Raw genomic sequence first — 20,938 nt, forward strand, 5'->3', positions numbered from 1 at the left:
GTCAATGCTGATCTGCTCCTGGCTAGGGATGCTACAAGAGGCTTTTAGCTCGTTTAGCTTTATCCAATCCTTCACCTGGAGTAAAGGTTTAGGCGCATTGAAGTCATAGTCTAGTGGTATTGGGTGGAACTGTGACTCTACAGCAAGTTAGGAGAGTAGACTTCCTGAGACATATAGTTAACAGGATACTTGCCGAGCCAGGGGCACCTAGACAGCTGGTGGACGATATACGTAGAATGATAGGTAAGGCTGAGGATAAATACAAGTTTAATGCTTTTGGCGGCGACGTGCGCAAGCTGGCTGATTATCTACGTAGTCGCGACTTTGACGACCTTATCACACTTGTACGTACTGATCGTAGTGGACAAGGGATAGAGATTCTCAAGCGAATACTCAACGAAGCTAGAAAGGCATACAGTGAAATTCCTGAAATAGTTGAGGCAATCGATGCCAGACTTAAAGAACTCGAGGCCGCAGAAGAGTCGAAGAAAGAGAAGAAGCTTAATAATGCATATACACTTCTCAAAGACCTTGAGAAAGTCAAGGCCAAAGTAGAACTCGATAAGGAGGAGAACAAGATACGAGTAATAGCGCTAGATGGCAAGTTTACAGCAACACTACGCTACGACGAAGATAGGAAGACATACATGCTAAGCTATAAAGCTGAGGGCTCACTTGAATTCGATAACCTCAGTGAAGCCCAAGAGTACCTCCAGAGGCTCATATCAGCGCTACATGGTAAAGGTGACCATTAGGAGTGGCTCCGAACCAGAGCATAAAGGCTTTTCACTAGGTATTTTACACTAGTGAGTCTTCCCTGTAACCAAGCCCCGATGAACTCTTCGTCAACATTTCTGAGAATTCTTTTGAGCCCCACGTCACCTATTATAGAAGCTAGCCGTAGCATTAATGAGTGTAGTTTTACCTCCTCCACGATACCTCTGATACTGCTGATATATCTATCTACATGAAATGTTACATGGTCTCTGCTCAGCTCCAAAGCGTTTGCGAGAGCTGCTGCAGAGAGGACTGCTGGCCTTATCCCCTCACCACCAAGACTCATAATTAGTCCTGCTGCTTCACCAATTCTTACTATACCCCTTGGACTAGTATACTGTATCCTTGGATAGACTGTAACTAAAGAATATGCCTCGCTGTAAAGCTTTAGGTTTGTTCCCATAACATCATACAACGTCCTAATGACTCTATCCCTCGGGTTGTTTAGGCCAATAAATCCGCCACCAACGTTGAATTTATCACCATGAGGGAATATCCAAACTAGTCCCGCGTTTCTACCACTCATTATTATATACGCCATGTCTCTTTCTAATCCAGGATTCTCTGCATAGGCCCTCCAAACGACTATCTTTCTCCCTCTAGAAGAGAATGGTCCTCTGGCATCAACTACAACGCCATAACGATTAACAAGATTTGCCGGATCAACGCCCTTATACACTACATTAAGACCATCCCTAAGGCTGTTTACCCACTCACTCTTGTCGATAGAGTACCATATCACAGACCTTGGCTTATACTCGCGTACAGTCTCGCTACCTACACTAAGTACAAAGCGACGTATACTATTGAGTACTCGTGGCCGTGGTATCCCAAGTGAAGGTACTATAGTGTCTACAAGACGCGCTGGAACGACCTCTCCGCATGGCTTAGCGTATGACCTTGATATATCGTAGATCGTAATGTCCTGTCCCGTCTCACTATTTCTAGCCGATAGCAGCCTTGCTAGCACTGAGCCTGCTACACCAGCTCCGACTATAGCTATCCCAGTTCTCTTCATGTGCTTCATCCCACCATATGCTGAGTCATGATTGTTCCAGATGCATGATATAGCACCAGGATAGGGATTAGTAGCTAATGCTGAACCGAGTATCTGCATTCATGGTTTTATAGCAGTAATGCTGGCATCTAGGGCGCCAAAGTTAAAGATGGGAAAGCTGTAGTGTAAGCACAAGGAATGACAGGGTATGAGTGTTTTTGGCTAACGCTGTCCAAGTCTATCCACTGTGGTGAGTAGCCATGGCCGGCACTCGTATATCTAACGAGGAGCTGGATAAGATCCTAAGCCAGACAGAGGAAAAGGAACGCAAGGACCCCAAGAAGAGATGGATTACACGCATGATGCGAAGCGCCAAACAGTACCACAAAATGTGTCCGTACTATGACAAGCGCACCGGCAAATGCTTCCTAAAGCTTGGCGAGAAGTGCGAGCGCGATGGAAAGTTCGACGGGTGCCCTGTGTTCATAGAATGGCTGTCGCAGAAGTATGACGAGCTAAAGTCGAAGGGAAGACCACTACCCATGGACTTCCTTGATCTAACGCTATCAGTCTAACGACTGTCGTAGCAAACAACTATTAGCGATTCTATGGCCTTTTACCCTAGACCCCTTAACTTCACAAACAAGTAGCATATATGCCGGATTGGCGCACCATTAGCTCTTTTTCATGATGAAACTCTTAGTAAGACATACCTATACCATTCTTTCCGATAAACAAGATTAACATGGATATGCCTATGGCAACTATGGTTGTCCTTAGTATACTTCTACGTTCCTCGAGAAGAATGTTTGGAAGTGTAAGCAGAGCTATGAGCCTCAGTGGTACCGTGTTAACCGTAACTAATACAATTAAGTTAAATATATACGGTGAATAGAGTATTATTGCCTTGTTTACTCCTTGGGGCTCGTTCTTGATTTCCACAGCTGGTGACGGAAGTATACCATCTGATGCTATATACAGTCGTGCATTGTACCCTAACATGAGAGCCGTTACGTAGTGTATTAGCTCGTGTACTACAGAGTATAGTAGTGCAGACATTATAGTTGCAAGGATGATATCTGCCAGGTTCAACTGTTAGTCCCTAGCTGAAGTCTAGGAGAATCATGAAACCTCAAAAGGGTTGTCATAGAACTTTTGCTCAAACTCAAGCCACGAAGATATTGCGGGTTAAGCGAAGCTTCTAATGACTTCATAAAAGACAGAGCTAAATGTAGTATGCGTAGTATCTGCCCTCTTCGTCGCTCTCGACTATACCTTCCTCTACGAGCTTGTTTAGGGCATAGCGTATCTTGTCCTCGCTTGCTAGACCGGATAGAATCGAGTGCAATTCTCGGACAGTCATAGGCCTCTCTCTGAGGAGGCGCAGGATAATATCCCTCAATTGATCTTCGTTCGGGGCTACTACTACAACGACCTCTTCGTCCTCGTAGAGCTTGTGGAGGACTATATCCTTGTTGTAGACATAGGTCTCCTTGTCGCCAGTGTAGTTATTCTGCCTAGGGCTAACCGACACGGCCCCACGCCTCCAGGGTTTATAGCCGCGCGTCCACACCCTTATATAGGGGTTAGATTATAGCTTGAACTAGTCTATCATGCAGCACAGATGAAGATACGTATTATTGACCCCCAAACTACCTTGGCTCTGTACCCGTCTCTAACACTGTCTAGGGGATGCATCGTCTATGACGCTTAGACTGCGAACAGACCTGCTGGGACTTTGTGGACAGATAGAAGCTTTAAGAAACAATCTCGCGAGGTATCGAGAGAGGTATACTGTTAAGCTCGAGAACACAAATACCCAAAATGCTGAGGCAGCTGAACGGCTTAGAGCAATAATCGCCGGGATCCTCGAAAGCATAGATAACGTTATGATTACTGTTGACAGGATAAGCAACCTTGTATGTGACAGTGACCCCTCGCTAGCCTCTATAATGAAGGCATACTATATAGCTGACAAAACATACTATAAGATCATGATAGGCCAGAATACGCCCATACCAGCTTCGATTAGGTCAGCCTTCTATGAGATATACAGGATGCTCAAGATCCTTGCAAATCAGTAAGAAGCAGGAGAGTCTGCGGGGTCAACGGCCTAAAGCGTCGTCACCAAAGCCTGCTATCGGTAGAGGCCTTTACCTATCATCCCCCAGTACGCTGTAGTGGCTGACCAGCTTTGATTATATAGCTTCCCAGCTGTTTCTGGGCTACCATAGTGGGGCTAGGGCCTTGCAGCTAATCGACGCTATACGCACCAGTCTTAAAGCTGCAAAGGTGCCGGGACAAGTATCAGCCAAAGCCATAGCACTTGTTGAAGAAGTCTTAGAAACATACAACATAAGAAGTACAAGGGAGCTCTATGAACTGCCCGATTGGAATCTATGGCTTGTTATGATAAAGTCGCTGTTATCGCCTCTCTCTAGGCTTCTTCGTAGAGAAGGCTACTGTCATGCCAATAGCTTCGTTGTAGGTGCCCTAATGACGCTAGACGAGCGCATAGCAGCATTGATACGTGAGTGGGTTAGGACTAGATGTAGCGCTGGAAACGATCCGTGCTGTAAGAATCCGCCATGTTGCAATCTAGTCTAGTCTCCACGGGGCCGATAGCTAGATCATACGCTCCCGGCCACTTGTAGTATAACAGGGTAACGTGCCTATAAGAGGAGGTAGGAGACGTTGGAGAAGCTCGATTTATCAAACGTACCGCTTAGGCCTACTTCGAAGAGAGAGATCAAGCTTCTTGAGACAGCACTCATAGTAGGAACGCTCTATCGCCCAGACATAATGGAACTGATAAAGGACCCATTAGAGAAGGCTACGTGGCTAGACAGCCTTGCTGTAGCTGCTGCAGCGCTAGCAAGGGAGAAAGCTGGCTACACCGTGAGCCAGATCGCAGAGGAGCTGGGCCGCAGCGAGACTACAATACGTGCACACTTAAGCGGCAAAACAAAGGCCGGCAAAATTGTCCGCGAAACTTACGAGAAGATTGCAAGAGGCGAACTAGAGCTAACTATACCATTCATATCCAGCGAGGCCCAGGAGCTACGCGAAGAGCTAGAAAGACTTAGACACGAGAATGAGAAACTTAAGCGCGAGATAGAAAAGTGCCAAGATGTCGAGGCTGTTAGGAAGCAGTTAGAGGAGATACGACAAGAAATAGAGAAGTTAGAGGCTGAAAAGAGAGAGCTAGAGACACGCCTAGAGGAGTGCAGCGAGAAGACCAGGCTGCTCGATGAAGTTCGCAAGATAGTCTGTAGCTCCGAGTAACTAGCAGCTCCCCATCTATATGCACAGCCATACTTTGTCTAGAGGGATCGGAGTTGCCGTGTCCCTGGTTTCGTGGAGGACTCTGCACTTCACCCAAACTATCAAGACCATCATCTGCCGTTACATCGCCTACAAGGTGCCAGGGTAACGAGGCAGAGTATGTTGCATGCCAGTTCTACGTAGAGCCCGACAGCGGGAGTAAACGACGTTCACCACTAGAATCTGGAGTAAAGCCCGCAATAGCTCAGCAGCTAAGGCCTTATCCACCCATACATCTGCTTCACTCTAAACCACGTTCACGCTGCCCGTTCATAAAGATCTACGACTATAGCGGTGGATACCTAGCCCAGTGCCAAGTGTTAGGCAGACTACTTACTAGAAGCGAAGCAGAGACATGTGAGAAGTACTGGTCCTCCTGCCCCTTCTACCGAATGGGACTACACCAGAGAAGTGCAGAAGAGGCCTAAGCTGCTATGTTTGCTACTGGAGGCAGAGGGAACCCCGCCACACCAACACCAGCCGCACCACCTACCATTGCAAGAAGGTAATCTGCAAGCTTTTCCACATCAGCCCTAACCGAGGGAAGATACACTTCAACATTATTCACAAACACTATTGGTTCAAAGGAGTCCTCTATATCGAGTGCTGGTATTGTAACCTCTGTATAGTCTACCGGTATGCCAAGCTCTCTTAGAAGCTCGGCTACAGCTCTCGCGTTCTCGCGTACGCCATGACTTATCGGGCCGTATCCGTGTATGACCGTTATTTCGAGCAGAGGCTGCATAGCTAGCCCCATATCTGCCGGGTATAGCGCTACTGTGAGGCTGGTTAGCCTACAGACGAAATAATACGCTATTTAGCAACTAGCTTATTATAGCTGTGATACCCGATATAAGCCGTCACTGCCTGCTAAACCGATACACTGGGGGACCAATAGCAATGCAGGATGCCCAGAAGCTCACCGTGGATAAGAGGATGCTAAAACAGATAATAAAGGAGCTCAAGAAGTGGAAGGCACCAGCCACTGTACTTCTGAGCCTCTACATACCGCCAGGGAGGCCAATAAGCGACGTAGCTAGCCTCCTTCGCACAGAGTATTCAATAACAGACAACATTAAGCTGAAGAGGACCCGCGACGCCGTACAGCGTGCACTTTCAGCCGCCATGGATCGACTGAGCCGTATACAGAAGCTTCCACCCAACGGCCTCGTACTATTCTGTGGCGAGGACATGGAAACGCGAGACTTCATCTGCCTAATGTTCTCACCACCAGAACCAGTACCAGTATTCTTCTACCGTACAGACAAGTGGTTCCATACAGAATTTCTCGAAGAGATGGTAGAGCACGAGGAGACGTTCGGGCTAGTAATCGTCGAGAGGGACCAAGCCACTATAGGCTTGCTAAAGGGCAGCAGGATACAAGTACTAGAAGAGATGGAGGGTTACGTGCCAGGCAAACACCATAAGGGCGGCCAGAGCCAGAGACGTTTCGACCGCCAAATAGAGCAGTTCGTCAAGGGCTTCTACCGTGAAGTAGCAGAAGCTATGAATAAGCACTTTCTACCACTCATACAGAAGAACGTGCTGAAAGCCATAATAATTGGCGGGCCTGGCTATGCTAAGCAAGACTTCCTCGAAGAGGCAAAGGACTTCCTAGACTACCGCGTAAGACAGAAGATAGCCAAGGAGACTATCGACGTAGCATATCAGGGCGAGGCCGGTCTCCGCGAGTTAGTCATAAAGGCCTCTGATGTAATAACTAAGAACAAGTATGCAGAGCTTGTAAAAGCTATTGAAGAGTTTAAGCTGCACCTAGCTAAGGATGACGGGCTAGCCGTCTATGGTGACAAGATGGTGAAGCAAGCCCTACAGATGGGTGCTTTAAAGTTCATAATTCTCGATGAGAACAGGGATGACGCAGATGCGCTAGCCGATGAAGCCAAGAAGTATAGTACACAAGTATACTTCCTTAGCGGCGATATACCTGAAGCAGAGTGGATACGAAAAACCTTCAAGGGTCTTGTAGGTGTGCTCCGTTTCAGACTCACTTAAACCCAGGCATCGTTACATCTCCTCATAGAGGATTAGGCCGGAAAAGCCATTCATAACCGATAGCCTGGGGAAGGGAAGGGGCGCTTGTTTTGGGTCGCCGTATACCACCACAACTATGCGCCCGGTGTAAGGGCTACAAGAAGCTCTGTGGTCTATCTACCTGCCCAATCCTAGAGAAGTTTAGACTCCAAGCAGCAGCGGTATCGAGGTTGCAAAGAGGTCGCGAGGTCGAGGGTGCTACCCCGCCTAGCATAGTTGTGGGTGAGGCTGGGTACCCGCGGGTCCCAATACTATTCAACATCCCTCCGGAGACCTACGGAGAAGATGCCCATCTCTACGATGCTCCTGAGGTATGGAGGGAGACTCGGCCCAGTCTAAGAGAGCTGCTTAGGCTACGCTCAGGTCTAGTAGCTTCTCTTACAAGGCTCGATGCACGGAACCCCTGGAGGCTCTATGAGAAAGAGTTCTCCCTTGCAGCTGTATCGGAGAGAGCCGTAGAGAGCCGGGCCGTACTCGCCAAGCCTCCGCTGCCGAGTCTCCGGTTCGACGGCATCCTAGCACCTCAAGGGCCCACCGCTCCGGCAGAGAGAATAGACGTGGAGGGCTCACCAAAACCCCCTAGGAGACTCGAGAAGCTCATATGGGACGATGCAAAGAGTAGCGACGCAATAATAGAACTCTACCAGAGTGGTCTAGACATATATTTACTTATTAGGGCGTTATCTCTGGGACTACTGGGTAGGCTCCGGAGCCGGAGACTCGTTCCGACACGCTGGGCCATAACGGCAGTGGACCAGACTATATCCAATAAGCTCTTACACGAAGTTAGAACTTACGACACTATCAACTATGTCGAGGTTTACCATGGCGGTTATCTTGGCAATTACTTCACCGTCATATTGATTCCAGGGAGCTATGAAGCAGAAATGATAGAGGTTTGGCACCCGCTCACACCTTGGACTCGCGTCACCAGTCGTCCTGTATCGTTCCGTATAGTGGAGTATCCTAGCCTTCGCATCGAGCCACTTGATGGAGGCTATATAGCTGCTAGGCTCGCCGTGGCAGAGCATCTCTACCGCCGCAGAAGACAAGCCAAGGTACTCATAGTGAGAGAGATTACTAGAGACTACTATGCTCCAGTCGGTAACTGGCATATTCGCGAAACAGTCCGGAGAATACTGTCATCAAAACCAATAGCTACGTTAGATGATGTAGACTCGGCCATACCCATAGTGGAGAAGCTGGCAAAATCGAGAGAGGCTGCTGTCGAGGCTAGGAATAGCCGGCTTCTAAGGAAGATACGGTCCTCTGCCACTCTAGACATGTTTCTGAAGAGGTAACATCTACGCAGGGCTACATTGAAGAGGTAGCTACCATTTAACCCTACAACATTACACGAGACTTCTAGTGCTGGGGGTGGACTGTGCCCCAGCTCTCAACAGGGCTCATTATAGCTGGTGCGTATGCGGATAAGCTGCGCCGCGTACTATTTGCTCAGCTGAAGAACGATATCAAGAGTGGCAAGATAGACTCCAAGCAAGTTGCACGCCGTGCAGGCGAAATGAATCGTCTCCTCTTCGAGATCCTTGTTAACAGGTTAAAGCTCGACAAGGGCGATGCAGTCCGTATACGTGTAGAGTACGAACTCAGGGATGGTGACATAGTCTGGAGGCTAAATACGCTAAGGATAGAAGCTTTCCGGAGAATACCCGACAGCGACATAGAGAAGGCTATACGCGATGTAGTCGAGAAGGCTGAAGATGTTCTAGCCCGGCCAGAAACAGAAGAAGAGCGCTTATGGACCACGAGAACCGAGGCCGAGGTCGAGCATGAGATAAAAGAGTCGCAAAAGCAGGAAAAGCCTCCAGTAGAACTGGCTGAGGCTATAGTTTACGGCCGAACTAGGAGAGACGAACACCTCGCAATACTAAAGGATGAAAACGAGAACAATGTCGGACTAGCCATACTAAGTGGTCAAGACAACATTACACGCATAGTGGTAGTGCTTGTCCCCGGAAAGGATGCTTATAAAACTGAACTCACTGTGGACACCAAGATAGAGGAGCTAAGCAATAATCCTGAAAAAATAGTTGAAGCCGTAAAGCATGCTAGTTTCGAAAAGATAAGCCGTAGTGAAGCAGAGAAAATAATTAGAGAGAAGATGGAGGAAATGCTATAGACATCCTTGAATGCCAGAAAATGCCGGCTCAGCGAGGTCTCCACACCACATACTATTCTTTCGGCATAAATTGGCATCATCACAGCCGACCCAGCACGAGATACCGTTTTTGCCAAGTAAGAATACCCTTTTATATAACCTGCAAGTATAGTATGATAAGAATCGGTGAATACTACCGCCATGGATAAGACTACAGCTTCTCCAAACATTGAAGACAAACAACGCATAAGTCTAGACACGCAAAATAATAAATCGATTATTGACATACCTCTTGACGCTATAAGTGATGCATGGATTCAGCATGGCTACATTTACCTCCAGCTCGCAAACGGCAAGATACTATCAATTCCAGCCAATAAGCATACAACATCGATATACTGGGAGGTGAAACTCCGAAACCGCAGGAGAGCATTCGGGCTCTAGCAAATACATGGTAAGGGTCTCACTATTGTATAGACTTCTCTTTTACGGCTTAATAACGTTATGAAGGCTTCTTCTCCACCAGCTTCTCGTGACTTGCTGGTATTCTTACTACAACTACTCCTAGCTGACTGCCTGGTTGCTACGGTATTGCTTACAAGGCTGAGCATGCCTGCAGTATTTCTCTGAATCAGGGTAACTTGATTGTTATCCCAACAGGATATTCTGGCAAGCACCTACATGTATTATGGATAAGTTTTGCAGGTTTGTATAAACCAGTCTTTATCTTAGTAGAGATAATATAGGTGAGAGCAATAACTTCAAGCAAGACAGTGAAGCTTACGGTATTCCCGTGACAAGAATACCCATGTTCCAGGCGAAACGTAGGGGTGGAGGATATAGATGGGATATAGAACTGCAGTCTATGATATAGCACGAATGCACGCAGAGATGGCATTCTTGATCTTTTTTGATAGTCCAACACGCATGCCGAGCCTACGATCATTATATAGATAGACAAGCCCCTTTGTCTGGAGACTTCGAAGGATACTCATTAACCATATTCTATCTGCTTCAAGCTCTCTTTCTAGCTGGTCTAGGTACATGTAGGTCATGCCCCACCGTCTATAGTGTTCTAACAGTAATTCGAGTACTTGCCTCTCGTCCTCATCTATCTCCAGATCTTCCAGCAGCGCTCTACTGCATGATGCCAGTAGGTGTTCTTGTGATTTATTGTCTGCGTTAATAGTTAATTGTGCAATAAACGGCTGGAATTCGCCTGACTGTTGGCGGGGGGTAAGGCTACTTTTGTGTTTCATTGCCAGAGAATTATGTTCTACAGATGATGAAGCTATTTGACGTGCTAGAGCGGCATATTGTGCAACCCTAGAGTTCATCTCACGTTCAAGGATGTTTTTAGCAAAGTCTTCTCCGGCAGGTGTGAGCACCCAGAATCCGTTCTCGTAATCGAATAGACCACGGGTCCTCCAGTAGCTTAGGTAACTACTCACGTACCTGGTAGGTTTGCCGAGTACTTGTGCTATCTCGGCGGCCCTCATCGGCCGGGCGAGTAGCAGAACAGCTATCGCCTCTACGAGTCTGCTACGCGGCCCTCCCTTTTGCTTCCCGTCAGGCTCGTACCTGCTGCTCTCGGCGAGTCCTGGTGCAGCATCTGCGGTGGCAGTATAGCGTCTTCTCATAGACAGCCCCGGTGTAGAAATGGATGATATGTATAGAAGCTCAGCCAGTCGGGTTAGTAATACTCTACCCGGATCTCGTCTTTACGAGTGTCAATATGACGGCGTGGCGACGGGTTGGGTTTATTGAATCCTAGAGGGGGAATACTGAGGTGTATAACGAATGGTGTTACGCATACTGGTCTCTGGACTTCTCGAGTTTGACTCTGGCAAGACGTGGACCGTAATAGCGTTGGCTAAGCATCTTAGAGAGCTAGGCTTGCGTGTATCCGTATTCAAACCTGTAGCAGGCCATAATCTCTGGGGGTCCGTGAAGGCTCTCAAAAAGAGTATTGAGGTAGGTATGCTGGTCGGAAACGATGTTACGGCATACATGGAGTATCTTGGCGACATTAAGCCTGGCCCTAGTAACCCTATAGCATTGGCTCTAGCGTATCCTGATCCTCTCAGTTTCCGTGGAGTTGCGCAGTACTTGTCTATGCTCAGTGATACAGCCTCTATGCTTGTGCTTGCACGTGTTTATGATTGTAAGAGAAATGTAGCTAGGCACTATGTATTCGTAGAGAATGTTGCTAGGCTAACAAACTCTGTAAGGCGAAATGTAGAGGATCTCGCGGAGAAGTTTAAGGCAGTCCCGGCGGATCCAAGGAGTATGCTCGAGTCACTTTCCGGGCATGGCGCTGTACCCGTTCTGGAAGGATGTAGAGAAGTTCTAGAAGAGGGCTTAGACGTTCTGATAGTAGAGTCTTTCAATAATGCTGTCGCACCCTATACGAGAGTTGTGGATCTAGTCGACTTCTTCATAATTGTTGCTCCTGGGAGGTTAATGTTGTACAGTGGTGACAGGCTTAGGAATGTGTATAGTATTCTCGGCGGTGCTAGTCGTGTGGATAGACTTCTTTCAGCGCTTTCAAGGCCGCTTGTAACACTAGAGCTGCCACTAGTAGAGAGCCCTACAGAGCTAGCCCAGTATCTTTCTCCTGTCGCGGAGGCTATAGCCCCGTAACCTCACAAGGTATAGTAAAATAGCGATAGATGCGAGGACTCCGTACTCTAGGCAAAGTCTGTCGGGCTATTAGTCTACGAATGGGAGGTGGATATTGAGATGCCTACACGCCTACTCTTCCAGGAAGATAGCTATATGAAGGAATTTGACGCCACGGTCACTAGGATCGAGAACAATAAAGTGTATCTTGACGTTACAGCCTTCCATCCCCGGCCTAGTGGCGGGCTCGACGCGGATACTGGTAGGCTTGTAACGAGTAGTGGATACGAACTCCGGGTGGTAGATACTGTTGCAGAAGGTGATGAAGTAGCACACATAATTGAAGGTGATCTCTCGCAGGTCTCTGTGGGCGAGAAAGTGCATGGTGTTCTAGACTGGGAGCGTCGATATAGGATGATGCAGCTCCACACGGCAAGTCATGTGCTTGCAGCTATTCTCTACGAGAAGTATGGGGCTCGTGTTACTGGAGGCCACATATCGCCCGACATGGCTCGTGATGACTTTGAGATAAACGTTGACGACTGGAAGAAGGCTATACTAGATGCCATAGAGGAGACCAATAAGATACTGAAGCGTTGTATAGAGGTGAAGATCTACTGGCTTCCACGCGAAGAAGCGCTAAAAATACCTGGGATAGTGAAGCTCGCTGACCGTATACCGCCTTCAGTGGAGCAGCTACGTATAGTTGAGATACCCGGTGTAGACATTCAGGCTGATGGTGGGCCGCACGTACGGAACACCTGCGAAGTACCTGGTATTGTTGCAGTAAAGCTGCAGAGTAGAGGTAAGCGCAGAAAACGTGTCTATTACGCTCTCGTAGAGGAGCAAAAGAGGGAGGAGTAGCACTTGACAGAAGAAACTAGTTGTCACAGCAACTAAAATGCTAGCCATGCGGCAACAATTATCATTACTAGCCAGGCTAGCGGGTTCCTCTGAACGATTTTTGAACCGTCTAACGGGCTAAAGGGCAGCAGATTGAAGAATGCTAGCCACGCGTTTATCGCCGATAACCCATAAAGAAAGAACGCTAGTCCGCTATAGCCAGCAAACCTCGCTGCAATCATGGCTACTAGTGCCATGACAATGTTTGATATAGGGCCAGCTGCGGCAACGTAGTCTTCTCGCGCAAATCCCCGACAGTATATAGCGACGTAACCGGGAGCGAGGATAACGAATGGTACTCCTATGCTCCTTAGCAGGCCCGAGAATAGCGTGAGTGCTAGTCCAAATTGTGTTAGAACAAAGCCGGCTATACATCCCTGTCTCCTAGCTATCTCTCTATGTGAATACTCGTGTACGAGAAAACCTAGTATTGCGCCAGCGAGTATACCACCATAGAAATTTAACGGAGACTCTGCCACCCTTAGCAAGCCTATGCCAGCATAGCCAAATGCTACCGAGAGCGCACCTATTATCAACGCCTTCCACTCATCCATATACATTGGTCTGTCGCTGAACGTGAACGCCAAGAGAGGTACACCCCATCTATACCCCTAAGAGACAAGATCTTCAATAGTCTTCAAGACCCGGAGGCTTACTCCACACGCATCATTAGTTCTTCCCCGTAGTCTACAACCACCCGTATGTACCCTTTCAGTTTCCTGTCAAGCTCCGGATCTCCCGTGTCCACACGCAACTTCTTCAACCGTCCAACCTTGCTCCTCGTAGCAACTACTATTATGTTCTCCCTACCGACCAGACCCACTATGCGAGGCGATATCTGCTGATTGCCCCTACCTAGTATATATCCCTGGCCGCCTATCGGAGTTACAATTATCTTCACAACACCACCCTTAGCAATATGGTTCCGAACAATATTGTAGAGTCTCTCCTCGTCAACGTCTAATGCTACTAGCCTCCCATTATGTATCACGTCTACACCTAGAAGGGTCTTCTCAACACCAAGCTCGTCAGCTATAGCCTTGACGGTAGAACCCGGCCCGAGGATGTAAAGCGTGCACTCCTCCATTGCCTCAGTTATGTACCTGGCTATGGCTTGTTTATTCTCTTCCTCCTCCGGGCTAGAGGGGGTCGGTTGCTTACTAGACCCTACGAGTCTTGCGCTACAGGGAACACGAGCTATACCGTAGAGCTTCACTTTCAACGTTCCGGCTCTGAACGCGTCCTCATCTATGTCGAGAACCTCAGCCTCGCATAGCCCGCCCGAGCTAAGCCACTCTTTTAGGACGTCAGCGGCAGCCTCCGGGTTTTCGGCGTAGACAGAGCTGTACATCTTGACGCCTGCGGGGACGCCTAAAACTGGCATCTCGGCTCTAGAGATCCTCAGAGCCTCTAAGACGTCCCTAGCAGTTCCGTCTCCGCCCACGAATACGACTATATCTGCTCCCTTCTCGATGCATGCCTTCACAGTTGCTATTGTGTCTAGGCGGGTAGTAGGCCACTTAGGAGGCCGGTAGACAACAGTAACGTTGAGGTCTACAAGCTTAGCTTCTTCCTCGCCCATAGCCCCGCTACTGGTGAGTAGCTCTAACATACTGTCGAGGCCTAGACTCTTTAGCCTCTCTAGGAACCTGGTAGCTCTTTGCGGTGAGGTCAGTTCAGCTCCCCGCTCAAGAGCTATAAGCGCGGCCTCCCCGTCGCTGCCCTTGAGGGCTAGCGGTCCGCCTATACCCGCCAAAGGATTCACTACGAAGCATAGCCTACGCTTCAATTACAATCCCCGGCACAACCCAAGCTCGGTGAGGCACATCACTTAGCCTAAATAGGGATGAGGTAGGGCCAGTATGAGTCTAAAAACCGGCATGCTTGGAGCAGATAGGCGTGTACTCTTCTTCGGGAGATTCCAGCCATTCCATAACGGGCATCTCGCGGCTGTCAAGTGGCTTCTAGATCGCTACGAGGAGGTAGTGATACTTGTAGGCATGGCTGATGAGAGTCATACATGGCGTAACCCGTTCACCGCAGGGGAACGCTTGCTAATGATACGCGAAGCGCTTAGACACGCCGGAATAGACCTCTCCAGAATAATAACTGCCACTATACAGACATTAACGGTCTACAGTGGTAACTCTGGATTCGTACTAGGCTATGTCCCCCCAGTGGATGCAGTAGCCACGGCTAATCCGGCGGTAAACCGGGCTTTCCGTGATGCCGGAGTAAAGACGGTAAAACCTCCGCTAGTAAACAAGCATATTTGGTGTGGTGAGTACATAAGATGCCTAATGCTTAAGGGTGATGAATCCTGGAGAGATCTAGTTCCTAGTCCTGTGCCGGAGATAATAGACAGTATAAACGGCGTGTCGAGGATACGTGAAATAGTAAGCGATAATATTTACAGAATAGAGGCTGCATGTACGAGACTAGCACAACAGCGATAGCATATTCCTTCCGTGCGAAAGAGGCTAACTAGACAGCCGTTGCTGCACGCTACACTATCCTTTACCAGCTCCTGGTAGCCTTTGGCAAGCTCCTCTGAGACCCTAGGCAGAGCTAACTCGTCTCCATTGAACCAGCCTATTACCTCTAGTGAGCCTGGATCCGAGAGCGCTATGACTATAGAGTCGCGTAGTACCATGATATTTCTAGAGACTAACTCGGGGTCTTCAATGTTGCATGCAACTCCGGCTATAGTATAGTCTCCCTTTCTGCTACAGTAAATGCCATTGAGAAGCCTATTAGCGGAACTGCTGAGGAATGCCCCTGCTCTACTAGTTCCCAGTAAGCCTGCTTCGCGGAGCTTCAATAGAATGTTACGCGTACGCTTATCCCCAAGACCCAATATACGTGATATACTGGGCCTACCAATAGGTCCTAGGTCGCGGATTAAGAGGAGGACAGACAGGGCGTCTATAAGATCCTCTCTCGTACGGCACCACTCTAGGCTAGCTATGATCTCTCTTGCCCTCCTGCACATCTTTGTCCTCCTCGGCTGGGAGACGAGGCACGGTGGTACCAATACTATACCTTTTCACAATCTCTATCCATTCCTTCTCATCGATCTCAATGCCCTCAGAGATAAGATACGTTGCTAGCTCTCTCGCTGTAACCTCCTCGCTATAGAGGACTTTTCTCTCAACGTCACGCCAGTTAGGCTGTGCCTTTACGCCAGCCTCTTCGTAGAGCCATTCCGCGAGATCTGCTGGATCTAGTCCAGCTTCACGTGCACGATGAAGCAGCATCTCCTTAAGCTTTCTATCAAGGAGCCTCCTACGCACGTATGCCATACGGCCTCCCCCGGTCCGTGAAGTCTACATCCCCTCTATACCCGGAGGGTTAGCTACAAGGCCCCGGTCATCGGCCAGTATTAGCTAGCTGGGCTCACCTAGATTCATATTCTTGACGGGGAGCTTGAGATAGTCTACAACCTTTTGTACTATCCATGCATAGCGCGGGTCACCAGCACTATAGCGTAGCTTAAGCTTACGGTATACGGCTCGGTAGAGGAGCTGTGCATCAGGGGAATAGACCTCGATATATCCCTTGACGTGGCCCCGGAGATTCTTCACCAAGTAGACGTATACAAGGTACCAGCCTTTAGGGACACTTATGGATGCTATGTAGGCGCTACCCCTACTATATAGAGGCTTCTCGCGCTGGGTCATCCTTGGCCGCGGTTCTACTATATCGCCCTTCTCTGATACAAGTAGTGCTAAGCTACGAACAGCATGCTTTCCACTACGGCTCTTACTCATCTCTATACGGACATTTAACATACTGATGCTACCCTCCCAACTCGTTCGGGTAGTATGCTGTGGGTGTTATCATTTCATTTGCTCTTTTTCACCACTAGTATGGCGTTATTTCTCGTTGCGTCTACATTTCCATCTATTACGTAGAGCGTTATATTGCTATACAAGCCGGTTGGTAACCTGGCATTGGTGTTCTCGAGTACGACATTCTTTATGTCGTTGAACTTCTCCTCTGATACCTTCCTACCGGCATTGTCGTAGACTAGCTTTTTTACAACTCCTTTATCGCGTATATGGAAGAGGAGCGTCACAGCCATTACTCTCACAGCCCATGCTAGTGATAGTCCTCTTAGGCTCCTTTTTACCCGAACGGTCCGAACAAAATGTTAAGGGCCTAGTCTTCGGCCTCTATATAGAATCTCGGCGGCTCTATGCGCTGACTCTTGCACATTGGGCACTTGCTCGGCTTCTTGGGGGAATCTAGGTCGGTGAACACATAGCCACAATTCCTGCAACGCGGTGGGATCATGTATAGGACGGCTCTTCCTCCATGGCTCCGCCTGAGACTCTTGGCTATGTGTTTTAGATGTATATAGACTTCATGCTCGCCGGTTACCGGGTCAATACCGGCGAGTTCAGCTATCTCCCTAGCAGTTAGGGGGGTCTTGCTCTCTAACAGGATCCGTATAATGCGTTTACGTATTGTATCCTCGAGCGACAAGGCTTCCATACACCAGGCACAAGATGTTGTAGCTAAGGATGGCAGAAAAGTGATGTATACTAGTCGCGCCTTATGCGGGTTTTTCTATAATCTCTGTTAGTCGTTGCTCGGCTACGGCTTCAGCCTCTTCAAGAATCTTTTTCACATGTTCATTTACTACTGGATCTTCGGTAACAGATACCTCGACTCCGGACATCGAGGCTATAGAGGATACCATATTCTCTAGGTCGGCTAGCATGCTTGCTATCCCGGGGGCTATAATTCCATATGCTTGCTTAGCCTCAAGTAGCGTCTTCTTAACTATGGATAAGTCCTCCGATGATATAGCACCTATATTGGCTAGAGTCTCTAGCCGTATAGAAAGAACCTCAAGCACAGCCTGGAGCCGGAGAACATTACGAAGCATCTGATGTAGGGAAGCATCACCAGTCCTCTCGTAGCTTGCCTTCAGCCTTGCGGCTAACAAGCCGAGTCTCGAAACAGCATAACGCGTAGCAACAGCTAGCTCAAGTAGCTTAATCCTAGGTGATGTCCTCTGCCGCCGCCGTCTAAACAACATCACGCCCCTAGACCCCCGGCCGGAGAGTCTTAGCAGAGACACTGCTAGCTACAGCTAATCATGGATGACCGGCAGACCCCGTATACTATACTATCTCTAGGGCACTGGGCTAGGGAAGAAAAGGGGTAAGGCCCTTAGCCTATCCACTTATAGAGTATAAGCACTTGTACAAGATAATAGACGCTGCCACCATAGTTTACAGCTAGAAGACGCCCCTTAGAATCAGTGTAGAAGCTTATGATTACCTTGTATGGTTTGAAGTGCTTAAACTCTATAGGCTTTGTCTTCTCACCGAATAATGTCACAGACTCTATAGTCTTAGTTCCAACCAGCTGGAGGTATTTCTGGGGGAATACAGTACCTACGTCTCCGAAGCTGTAGGGTGCACTTGCAAACATCTTGTATATGATGGTTTGCTTGTACTTGTCGTTACCCACAGTAAAGCCCATTTTATCCTTTCCAGCTATATGGAGCATAGCCCATGACTTAGCTATATCTATTGACGGGAACCCGGCAAGACCTATGACGTATGCCAGATTGCCATTCTTGGGATCATAGAGCGCGTTATCGTGGATGAATATCAGTGTTTTGCCAGGCTCAAGGTGTAGCTTCTCAAGTATCTTAACAGCCTCATCTTCGCTAGTAGCGGTGTAGAACTCTGCAAGCATACGTATCTGCGTGCCATTTATAGTAGCGCCGTCGGCCAGAGTAGGCCGATGTGCCCCAACACTTATCCAGTAACCGTAGTCCCACCATGCTACTACAACAGTGTCGTTAGGCGTATCACGGTCTAGTAGATCTAGCATATAGAGCCAGCCATACTGTTGAGCGTTGATGCTGTATCCAGTTATGGTTGCAACCTGGCCAGACATCATGGCATACGTGGTTCTTGCGCCGATTATAGCAGCCACTAAGATAACAATGAATAATGCTCCTGTGGCAACCATTCTCAGTTCGCTAGAGTCATGCTGAGTGCGCTTGACCCTAGTTCGGTGAGGACTATCAGACGTTTTTCGGGTAGTCACTAACCCAATTACGGCTGCTATAGCGAGTATACCAATGACAGAGGATACTTGAAGAAAGTAGAGCATTCCCATCACAGCATAGTAGAGTCCCAGGGCGGCTAACCCGAGCGGTAGATGCTCTGCCTCCTTTCGACGGAATGCTCTATAAAGCAGGTATAGTGCAGCTATAGGTGTAAACAGTGCTGCTATATTTGCTTGTCTCACGAAGTCTTGGAAGAGATCGGGCCTAGCTAAAGGCGATGAGTGCTCTGCAACAGTCTCTGCTAGGGCTGACAAGTGCAACTTACCCATCATCCGGAGGGGCCACGCTAGTGCGAATAGCGCTCTGCCACGGATTCCTAGTAGAGGTGCTGCCAGTGTGCCCACAGCTAGTAGTGCTACTACTACTGTAGCATAGAGCCGGGGTCCTGAGAACATGGCTAGTCTTATGCCGCGTGTTGCTTGTAGCTGTTCGATGATACGTGTAGTAGCATATGACACTACAGCACCTAGTATGGCTATGAAGCCGTACTTAGCTGACACGGGTGCATATAGCGACGCTGCATACAATACCACGGTAAAGCCAACGGCTATAGCAATGTTAACAATAGCAACATTCTTGGCATGCTTCCACTCAACAGCAAGTGGTGCGAGTAACGACGTTACAGCGATTAATACAGCGGCAAGAGAGTATCCACCCCATATAAATCCTATGAAGCCAAACACTGTGCCAGCAGCTACAGCAATGCGGGCATCTAGCCTCCGAAGAGCTTCACTATACAACATAAACCCGGCTATAAGGAAGGGTACTGCTATCCCCGTCTTTTCTACGAAGCCCGCGAAGGTTCTCGCACTTGATGCCGGCAGTACTGCAAGGAGTAGCGCTGAAATTATGCCTGCTAGTTCTCCATAGCGACGCCTAATGTATGCGTAAGCTACTGGTATCATCAATGCACCAAAGACTGGCGGGAGTAGAGAGACCCAACGCACAGTGTCAAGAGACCCAAGAGGTAATGCTCCTATCACTGGTATGAATGGATGCTCAGTGTTCGTGAAGTCTCTACCCCACGGATACCAGAAGATATGTGTGGCAGGATTATCCCTAGTTAGGCTGGCCCACGATGTTATTCCATGCTGATGTAGGTAGTCTGATAGCCAGTACTCTATCCATGGGTCGTTGGCATTTAGGAATGCGTATTTGGCTTTGTCGCTTAGACCTAGTTTAACGGCGTTGTCATAAACCATCTGGTAGTTCTTGTATGGTAGTGCACGTAGATAGAATGCAATAGCAGTAAAGAGTATAACCAATGCTATGGCTATGAACTTTGTAATATTTCTGTCAAGTCTTGGATGAATGTTGGGTCTATTGTTCACAGTTGCTCCACCTCAGGACCCGGTGGCCTGGCTACTTCTTGTGCGAAGTTTAAGTGCTCTAACTATATTCGCGAACGCGAGTATGGATGCCGAGGCGTTAAGGAGTGTAAAAACCGGGTCGTTAAGCAATACAGCGTATACAGTTAACAAAATGCTCCCTATGAAGTAGAGGGCACTAAGCCTTAGAGGCGGTACGGCTGACAGTGATATGGCCCAGCCAGCTACTATAAAGAGCATGCCTACTATGCCTATGACGGTCGTTGCCTCAGCCATGCCAGGGTATCCTTGAGTGGGCTGGGTCTACTAGGAAGCATAAAAAGGCTGAGCACAGAGCCACGCAGCACCGGGGTGGCGCAATAGCCATGACCCTAGCGGAGATAGTTTTCCAGAAGAAGAAGCTTGAAGAAAAGTATGGTGTAGAGGGTAAGGTTGCGGGCGCCTATGTAGAGGCAGGCTATGATGTGAGGATGGACTTTAACACGAGCAAGGGTAGACTCTCCTTTGTCGCGAAGAAGGGTGGCCAGCTCCTGGCAGTAGATGTGGTAACAGTGAGTAAGGTGCTGGGCAGAGATGTTGTAGAGGCGGTGGCAGAGAAGGCTAAGAGCATTAACGCCAAGCCTGTGCTGATACTCTATGGTGCAGGGCCGAGGCTATCCGACGAGGCCAGGGCTGCTGCAAAAGAACTCGGTGTGGAGATCAAAAGGGTACGTCCCTGAAAT

29 protein-coding genes are annotated in these 20,938 nt (G+C 48.5%); 14 read left to right on the forward strand and 15 right to left on the reverse strand.

The window, feature by feature from the left end:
* Positions 1-131 precede the first annotated feature (131 nt).
* Entirely contained in the window at positions 132-755 is a 624-nt protein-coding gene (locus tag Pyrde_RS05565; protein WP_143522002.1) for a hypothetical protein, read from the forward strand.
* Here Pyrde_RS05565 and Pyrde_RS05570 read toward each other — a convergent pair.
* A complete protein-coding gene (locus Pyrde_RS05570) occupies positions 752-1,795 on the reverse strand; it encodes an NAD(P)/FAD-dependent oxidoreductase (protein WP_156328018.1) in 1,044 nt (347 codons plus the stop codon). The two genes, Pyrde_RS05565 and Pyrde_RS05570, sit on opposite strands and share 4 nt — an antisense overlap.
* A gap of 239 nt (positions 1,796-2,034) precedes the next feature.
* On the opposite strand from Pyrde_RS05570, the gene Pyrde_RS05575 reads away from it, so the two are divergent.
* Positions 2,035-2,349 carry an RNA-binding protein gene (locus Pyrde_RS05575; RefSeq protein ID WP_055408918.1) on the forward strand — a complete coding sequence of 105 codons (315 nt, stop codon included), beginning with the start codon at positions 2,035-2,037 and terminating at the stop codon, positions 2,347-2,349.
* 124 nt (positions 2,350-2,473) lie between these two features.
* On the opposite strand, the gene Pyrde_RS05580 is transcribed toward Pyrde_RS05575, so the two are convergent.
* Both Pyrde_RS05580 and Pyrde_RS05585 read right to left on the reverse strand, forming a co-directional pair.
* Positions 2,474-2,866 (reverse strand): hypothetical protein, encoded by a 393-nt coding sequence (locus Pyrde_RS05580; RefSeq protein WP_055408919.1) that lies wholly within the window; start codon positions 2,864-2,866, stop codon positions 2,474-2,476.
* Between the two features lie 133 nt (positions 2,867-2,999).
* Positions 3,000-3,308, reverse strand: a complete 309-nt coding sequence (locus Pyrde_RS05585; RefSeq protein ID WP_055410792.1) for a helix-turn-helix domain-containing protein — start codon at positions 3,306-3,308, stop codon at positions 3,000-3,002.
* A 169-nt stretch (positions 3,309-3,477) separates the two neighbouring features.
* Here Pyrde_RS05585 and Pyrde_RS05590 point away from each other — a divergent pair, with 169 nt between their 5' ends.
* From Pyrde_RS05590 to Pyrde_RS10650, 4 genes are all read left to right on the forward strand, one after another.
* Positions 3,478-3,858, forward strand: a complete 381-nt coding sequence (locus Pyrde_RS05590; protein WP_055408920.1) for a hypothetical protein — start codon at positions 3,478-3,480, stop codon at positions 3,856-3,858.
* 163 nt (positions 3,859-4,021) lie between these two features.
* Positions 4,022-4,381 carry a hypothetical protein gene (locus Pyrde_RS05595; protein ID WP_055408922.1) on the forward strand — a complete coding sequence of 120 codons (360 nt, stop codon included), beginning with the start codon at positions 4,022-4,024 and terminating at the stop codon, positions 4,379-4,381.
* 87 nt (positions 4,382-4,468) lie between these two features.
* A complete protein-coding gene (locus Pyrde_RS05600; RefSeq protein ID WP_055408924.1) occupies positions 4,469-5,059 on the forward strand; it encodes a transcriptional regulator in 591 nt (196 codons plus the stop codon).
* A 53-nt stretch (positions 5,060-5,112) separates the two neighbouring features.
* Entirely contained in the window at positions 5,113-5,526 is a 414-nt protein-coding gene (locus Pyrde_RS10650) for a hypothetical protein (RefSeq protein WP_143522000.1), read from the forward strand.
* Here Pyrde_RS10650 and Pyrde_RS05605 read toward each other — a convergent pair.
* On the reverse strand, positions 5,523-5,843 hold the full coding sequence (locus tag Pyrde_RS05605) for a hypothetical protein (RefSeq protein WP_143521999.1): 321 nt from the start codon (positions 5,841-5,843) through the stop codon (positions 5,523-5,525). The genes Pyrde_RS10650 and Pyrde_RS05605 overlap by 4 nt on opposite strands.
* A gap of 155 nt (positions 5,844-5,998) precedes the next feature.
* Here Pyrde_RS05605 and prf1 point away from each other — a divergent pair, with 155 nt between their 5' ends.
* The 4 genes from prf1 (at position 5,999) to Pyrde_RS05625 (ending at position 9,713) form a co-directional block, all read left to right on the forward strand.
* A complete protein-coding gene (prf1, locus tag Pyrde_RS05610; protein WP_055410794.1) occupies positions 5,999-7,111 on the forward strand; it encodes a peptide chain release factor aRF-1 in 1,113 nt (370 codons plus the stop codon).
* Between the two features lie 89 nt (positions 7,112-7,200).
* On the forward strand, positions 7,201-8,451 hold the full coding sequence (locus Pyrde_RS05615) for an Nre family DNA repair protein (protein ID WP_055408927.1): 1,251 nt from the start codon (positions 7,201-7,203) through the stop codon (positions 8,449-8,451).
* 83 nt (positions 8,452-8,534) lie between these two features.
* Entirely contained in the window at positions 8,535-9,290 is a 756-nt protein-coding gene (locus tag Pyrde_RS05620; RefSeq protein WP_055408929.1) for a DUF2258 domain-containing protein, read from the forward strand.
* 180 nt (positions 9,291-9,470) lie between these two features.
* On the forward strand, positions 9,471-9,713 hold the full coding sequence (locus Pyrde_RS05625) for a hypothetical protein (RefSeq protein WP_143521998.1): 243 nt from the start codon (positions 9,471-9,473) through the stop codon (positions 9,711-9,713).
* A 419-nt stretch (positions 9,714-10,132) separates the two neighbouring features.
* Here Pyrde_RS05625 and Pyrde_RS05630 read toward each other — a convergent pair whose 3' ends face one another.
* Positions 10,133-10,909, reverse strand: coding sequence for a hypothetical protein (locus Pyrde_RS05630; RefSeq protein ID WP_055408932.1), 777 nt, complete (start codon positions 10,907-10,909; stop codon positions 10,133-10,135).
* A 160-nt stretch (positions 10,910-11,069) separates the two neighbouring features.
* On the opposite strand from Pyrde_RS05630, the gene Pyrde_RS05635 reads away from it, so the two are divergent.
* Positions 11,070-11,912: a hypothetical protein gene (locus Pyrde_RS05635; RefSeq protein WP_055408934.1), complete on the forward strand. Its 843-nt coding sequence runs from the start codon at positions 11,070-11,072 to the stop codon at positions 11,910-11,912.
* 99 nt (positions 11,913-12,011) lie between these two features.
* A complete protein-coding gene (gene alaXM, locus Pyrde_RS05640; protein ID WP_055410796.1) occupies positions 12,012-12,755 on the forward strand; it encodes an alanyl-tRNA editing protein AlaXM in 744 nt (247 codons plus the stop codon).
* 32 nt (positions 12,756-12,787) lie between these two features.
* Here alaXM and Pyrde_RS05645 read toward each other — a convergent pair whose 3' ends face one another.
* Together Pyrde_RS05645 and Pyrde_RS05650 are read right to left on the reverse strand one after the other, a co-directional pair.
* Positions 12,788-13,381, reverse strand: a complete 594-nt coding sequence (locus tag Pyrde_RS05645; protein WP_055408935.1) for a zinc metalloprotease — start codon at positions 13,379-13,381, stop codon at positions 12,788-12,790.
* A 65-nt stretch (positions 13,382-13,446) separates the two neighbouring features.
* Positions 13,447-14,583: an ATP-NAD kinase family protein gene (locus Pyrde_RS05650; protein ID WP_082419502.1), complete on the reverse strand. Its 1,137-nt coding sequence runs from the start codon at positions 14,581-14,583 to the stop codon at positions 13,447-13,449.
* Between the two features lie 73 nt (positions 14,584-14,656).
* Here Pyrde_RS05650 and Pyrde_RS05655 point away from each other — a divergent pair, with 73 nt between their 5' ends.
* On the forward strand, positions 14,657-15,250 hold the full coding sequence (locus Pyrde_RS05655; protein WP_082419503.1) for a nicotinamide-nucleotide adenylyltransferase: 594 nt from the start codon (positions 14,657-14,659) through the stop codon (positions 15,248-15,250).
* Here Pyrde_RS05655 and Pyrde_RS05660 read toward each other — a convergent pair.
* From Pyrde_RS05660 to Pyrde_RS05695, 8 genes are all read right to left on the reverse strand, one after another.
* Complete coding sequence (locus tag Pyrde_RS05660; protein WP_055408940.1) at positions 15,205-15,786, reverse strand: hypothetical protein; 582 nt, start codon at positions 15,784-15,786, stop codon at positions 15,205-15,207. The genes Pyrde_RS05655 and Pyrde_RS05660 overlap by 46 nt on opposite strands.
* Positions 15,755-16,096: a hypothetical protein gene (locus Pyrde_RS05665; protein WP_055408942.1), complete on the reverse strand. Its 342-nt coding sequence runs from the start codon at positions 16,094-16,096 to the stop codon at positions 15,755-15,757. The genes Pyrde_RS05660 and Pyrde_RS05665 overlap by 32 nt, the downstream gene beginning before the upstream one ends.
* An 84-nt stretch (positions 16,097-16,180) precedes the next feature.
* The gene (locus tag Pyrde_RS05670) at positions 16,181-16,585 is read right to left on the reverse strand and encodes a hypothetical protein (protein WP_055408944.1); all 405 of its coding nucleotides are present in this window, start codon (positions 16,583-16,585) and stop codon (positions 16,181-16,183) included.
* A 53-nt stretch (positions 16,586-16,638) separates the two neighbouring features.
* On the reverse strand, positions 16,639-16,878 hold the full coding sequence (locus tag Pyrde_RS05675) for a hypothetical protein (protein ID WP_088171665.1): 240 nt from the start codon (positions 16,876-16,878) through the stop codon (positions 16,639-16,641).
* 77 nt (positions 16,879-16,955) lie between these two features.
* Positions 16,956-17,291, reverse strand: a complete 336-nt coding sequence (locus Pyrde_RS05680; protein ID WP_055408951.1) for a transcriptional regulator — start codon at positions 17,289-17,291, stop codon at positions 16,956-16,958.
* 61 nt (positions 17,292-17,352) lie between these two features.
* Positions 17,353-17,844, reverse strand: coding sequence for a hypothetical protein (locus Pyrde_RS05685; RefSeq protein ID WP_143521997.1), 492 nt, complete (start codon positions 17,842-17,844; stop codon positions 17,353-17,355).
* Between the two features lie 131 nt (positions 17,845-17,975).
* Positions 17,976-20,219 (reverse strand): STT3 domain-containing protein, encoded by a 2,244-nt coding sequence (locus Pyrde_RS05690; RefSeq protein ID WP_055408955.1) that lies wholly within the window; start codon positions 20,217-20,219, stop codon positions 17,976-17,978.
* 12 nt (positions 20,220-20,231) lie between these two features.
* Entirely contained in the window at positions 20,232-20,492 is a 261-nt protein-coding gene (locus Pyrde_RS05695) for a hypothetical protein (protein ID WP_055408957.1), read from the reverse strand.
* Between the two features lie 89 nt (positions 20,493-20,581).
* Here Pyrde_RS05695 and Pyrde_RS05700 point away from each other — a divergent pair, with 89 nt between their 5' ends.
* Positions 20,582-20,935, forward strand: a complete 354-nt coding sequence (locus tag Pyrde_RS05700) for a hypothetical protein (RefSeq protein ID WP_055408959.1) — start codon at positions 20,582-20,584, stop codon at positions 20,933-20,935.
* Positions 20,936-20,938 lie beyond the last annotated feature (3 nt).

It is taken from the genome of Pyrodictium delaneyi (genome assembly GCF_001412615.1).
Classification (GTDB): Archaea; Thermoproteota; Thermoprotei_A; order Sulfolobales; family Pyrodictiaceae; genus Pyrodictium; species Pyrodictium delaneyi.

Excerpts from the sequence above, each read along its gene's own strand:
- Pyrde_RS05670 (WP_055408944.1), bottom strand. The coding sequence starts at position 16,585 with ATGTTAAATGTCCGTATAGAGATGAGTAAGAGCCGTAGTGGAAAGCAT.
- Pyrde_RS05570 (WP_156328018.1), bottom strand. The coding sequence starts at position 1,795 with ATGAAGAGAACTGGGATAGCTATAGTCGGAGCTGGTGTAGCAGGCTCA.
- Pyrde_RS05665 (WP_055408942.1), bottom strand. The coding sequence starts at position 16,096 with ATGGCATACGTGCGTAGGAGGCTCCTTGATAGAAAGCTTAAGGAGATG.
- Pyrde_RS05700 (WP_055408959.1), top strand. The coding sequence starts at position 20,582 with ATGACCCTAGCGGAGATAGTTTTCCAGAAGAAGAAGCTTGAAGAAAAG.
- Pyrde_RS05575 (WP_055408918.1), top strand. The coding sequence starts at position 2,035 with ATGGCCGGCACTCGTATATCTAACGAGGAGCTGGATAAGATCCTAAGC.
- Pyrde_RS05680 (WP_055408951.1), bottom strand. The coding sequence starts at position 17,291 with ATGGAAGCCTTGTCGCTCGAGGATACAATACGTAAACGCATTATACGG.
- Pyrde_RS05635 (WP_055408934.1), top strand. The coding sequence starts at position 11,070 with ATGGTGTTACGCATACTGGTCTCTGGACTTCTCGAGTTTGACTCTGGC.
- Pyrde_RS05625 (WP_143521998.1), top strand. The coding sequence starts at position 9,471 with ATGGATAAGACTACAGCTTCTCCAAACATTGAAGACAAACAACGCATA.
- Pyrde_RS05660 (WP_055408940.1), bottom strand. The coding sequence starts at position 15,786 with ATGTGCAGGAGGGCAAGAGAGATCATAGCTAGCCTAGAGTGGTGCCGT.
- Pyrde_RS05695 (WP_055408957.1), bottom strand. The coding sequence starts at position 20,492 with ATGGCTGAGGCAACGACCGTCATAGGCATAGTAGGCATGCTCTTTATA.
- Pyrde_RS05605 (WP_143521999.1), bottom strand. The coding sequence starts at position 5,843 with ATGCAGCCTCTGCTCGAAATAACGGTCATACACGGATACGGCCCGATA.
- Pyrde_RS05630 (WP_055408932.1), bottom strand. The coding sequence starts at position 10,909 with ATGAGAAGACGCTATACTGCCACCGCAGATGCTGCACCAGGACTCGCC.
- Pyrde_RS05655 (WP_082419503.1), top strand. The coding sequence starts at position 14,657 with ATGAGTCTAAAAACCGGCATGCTTGGAGCAGATAGGCGTGTACTCTTC.
- Pyrde_RS05675 (WP_088171665.1), bottom strand. The coding sequence starts at position 16,878 with ATGGCTGTGACGCTCCTCTTCCATATACGCGATAAAGGAGTTGTAAAA.
- alaXM (WP_055410796.1), top strand. The coding sequence starts at position 12,012 with ATGCCTACACGCCTACTCTTCCAGGAAGATAGCTATATGAAGGAATTT.
- Pyrde_RS05590 (WP_055408920.1), top strand. The coding sequence starts at position 3,478 with ATGACGCTTAGACTGCGAACAGACCTGCTGGGACTTTGTGGACAGATA.
- prf1 (WP_055410794.1), top strand. The coding sequence starts at position 5,999 with ATGCAGGATGCCCAGAAGCTCACCGTGGATAAGAGGATGCTAAAACAG.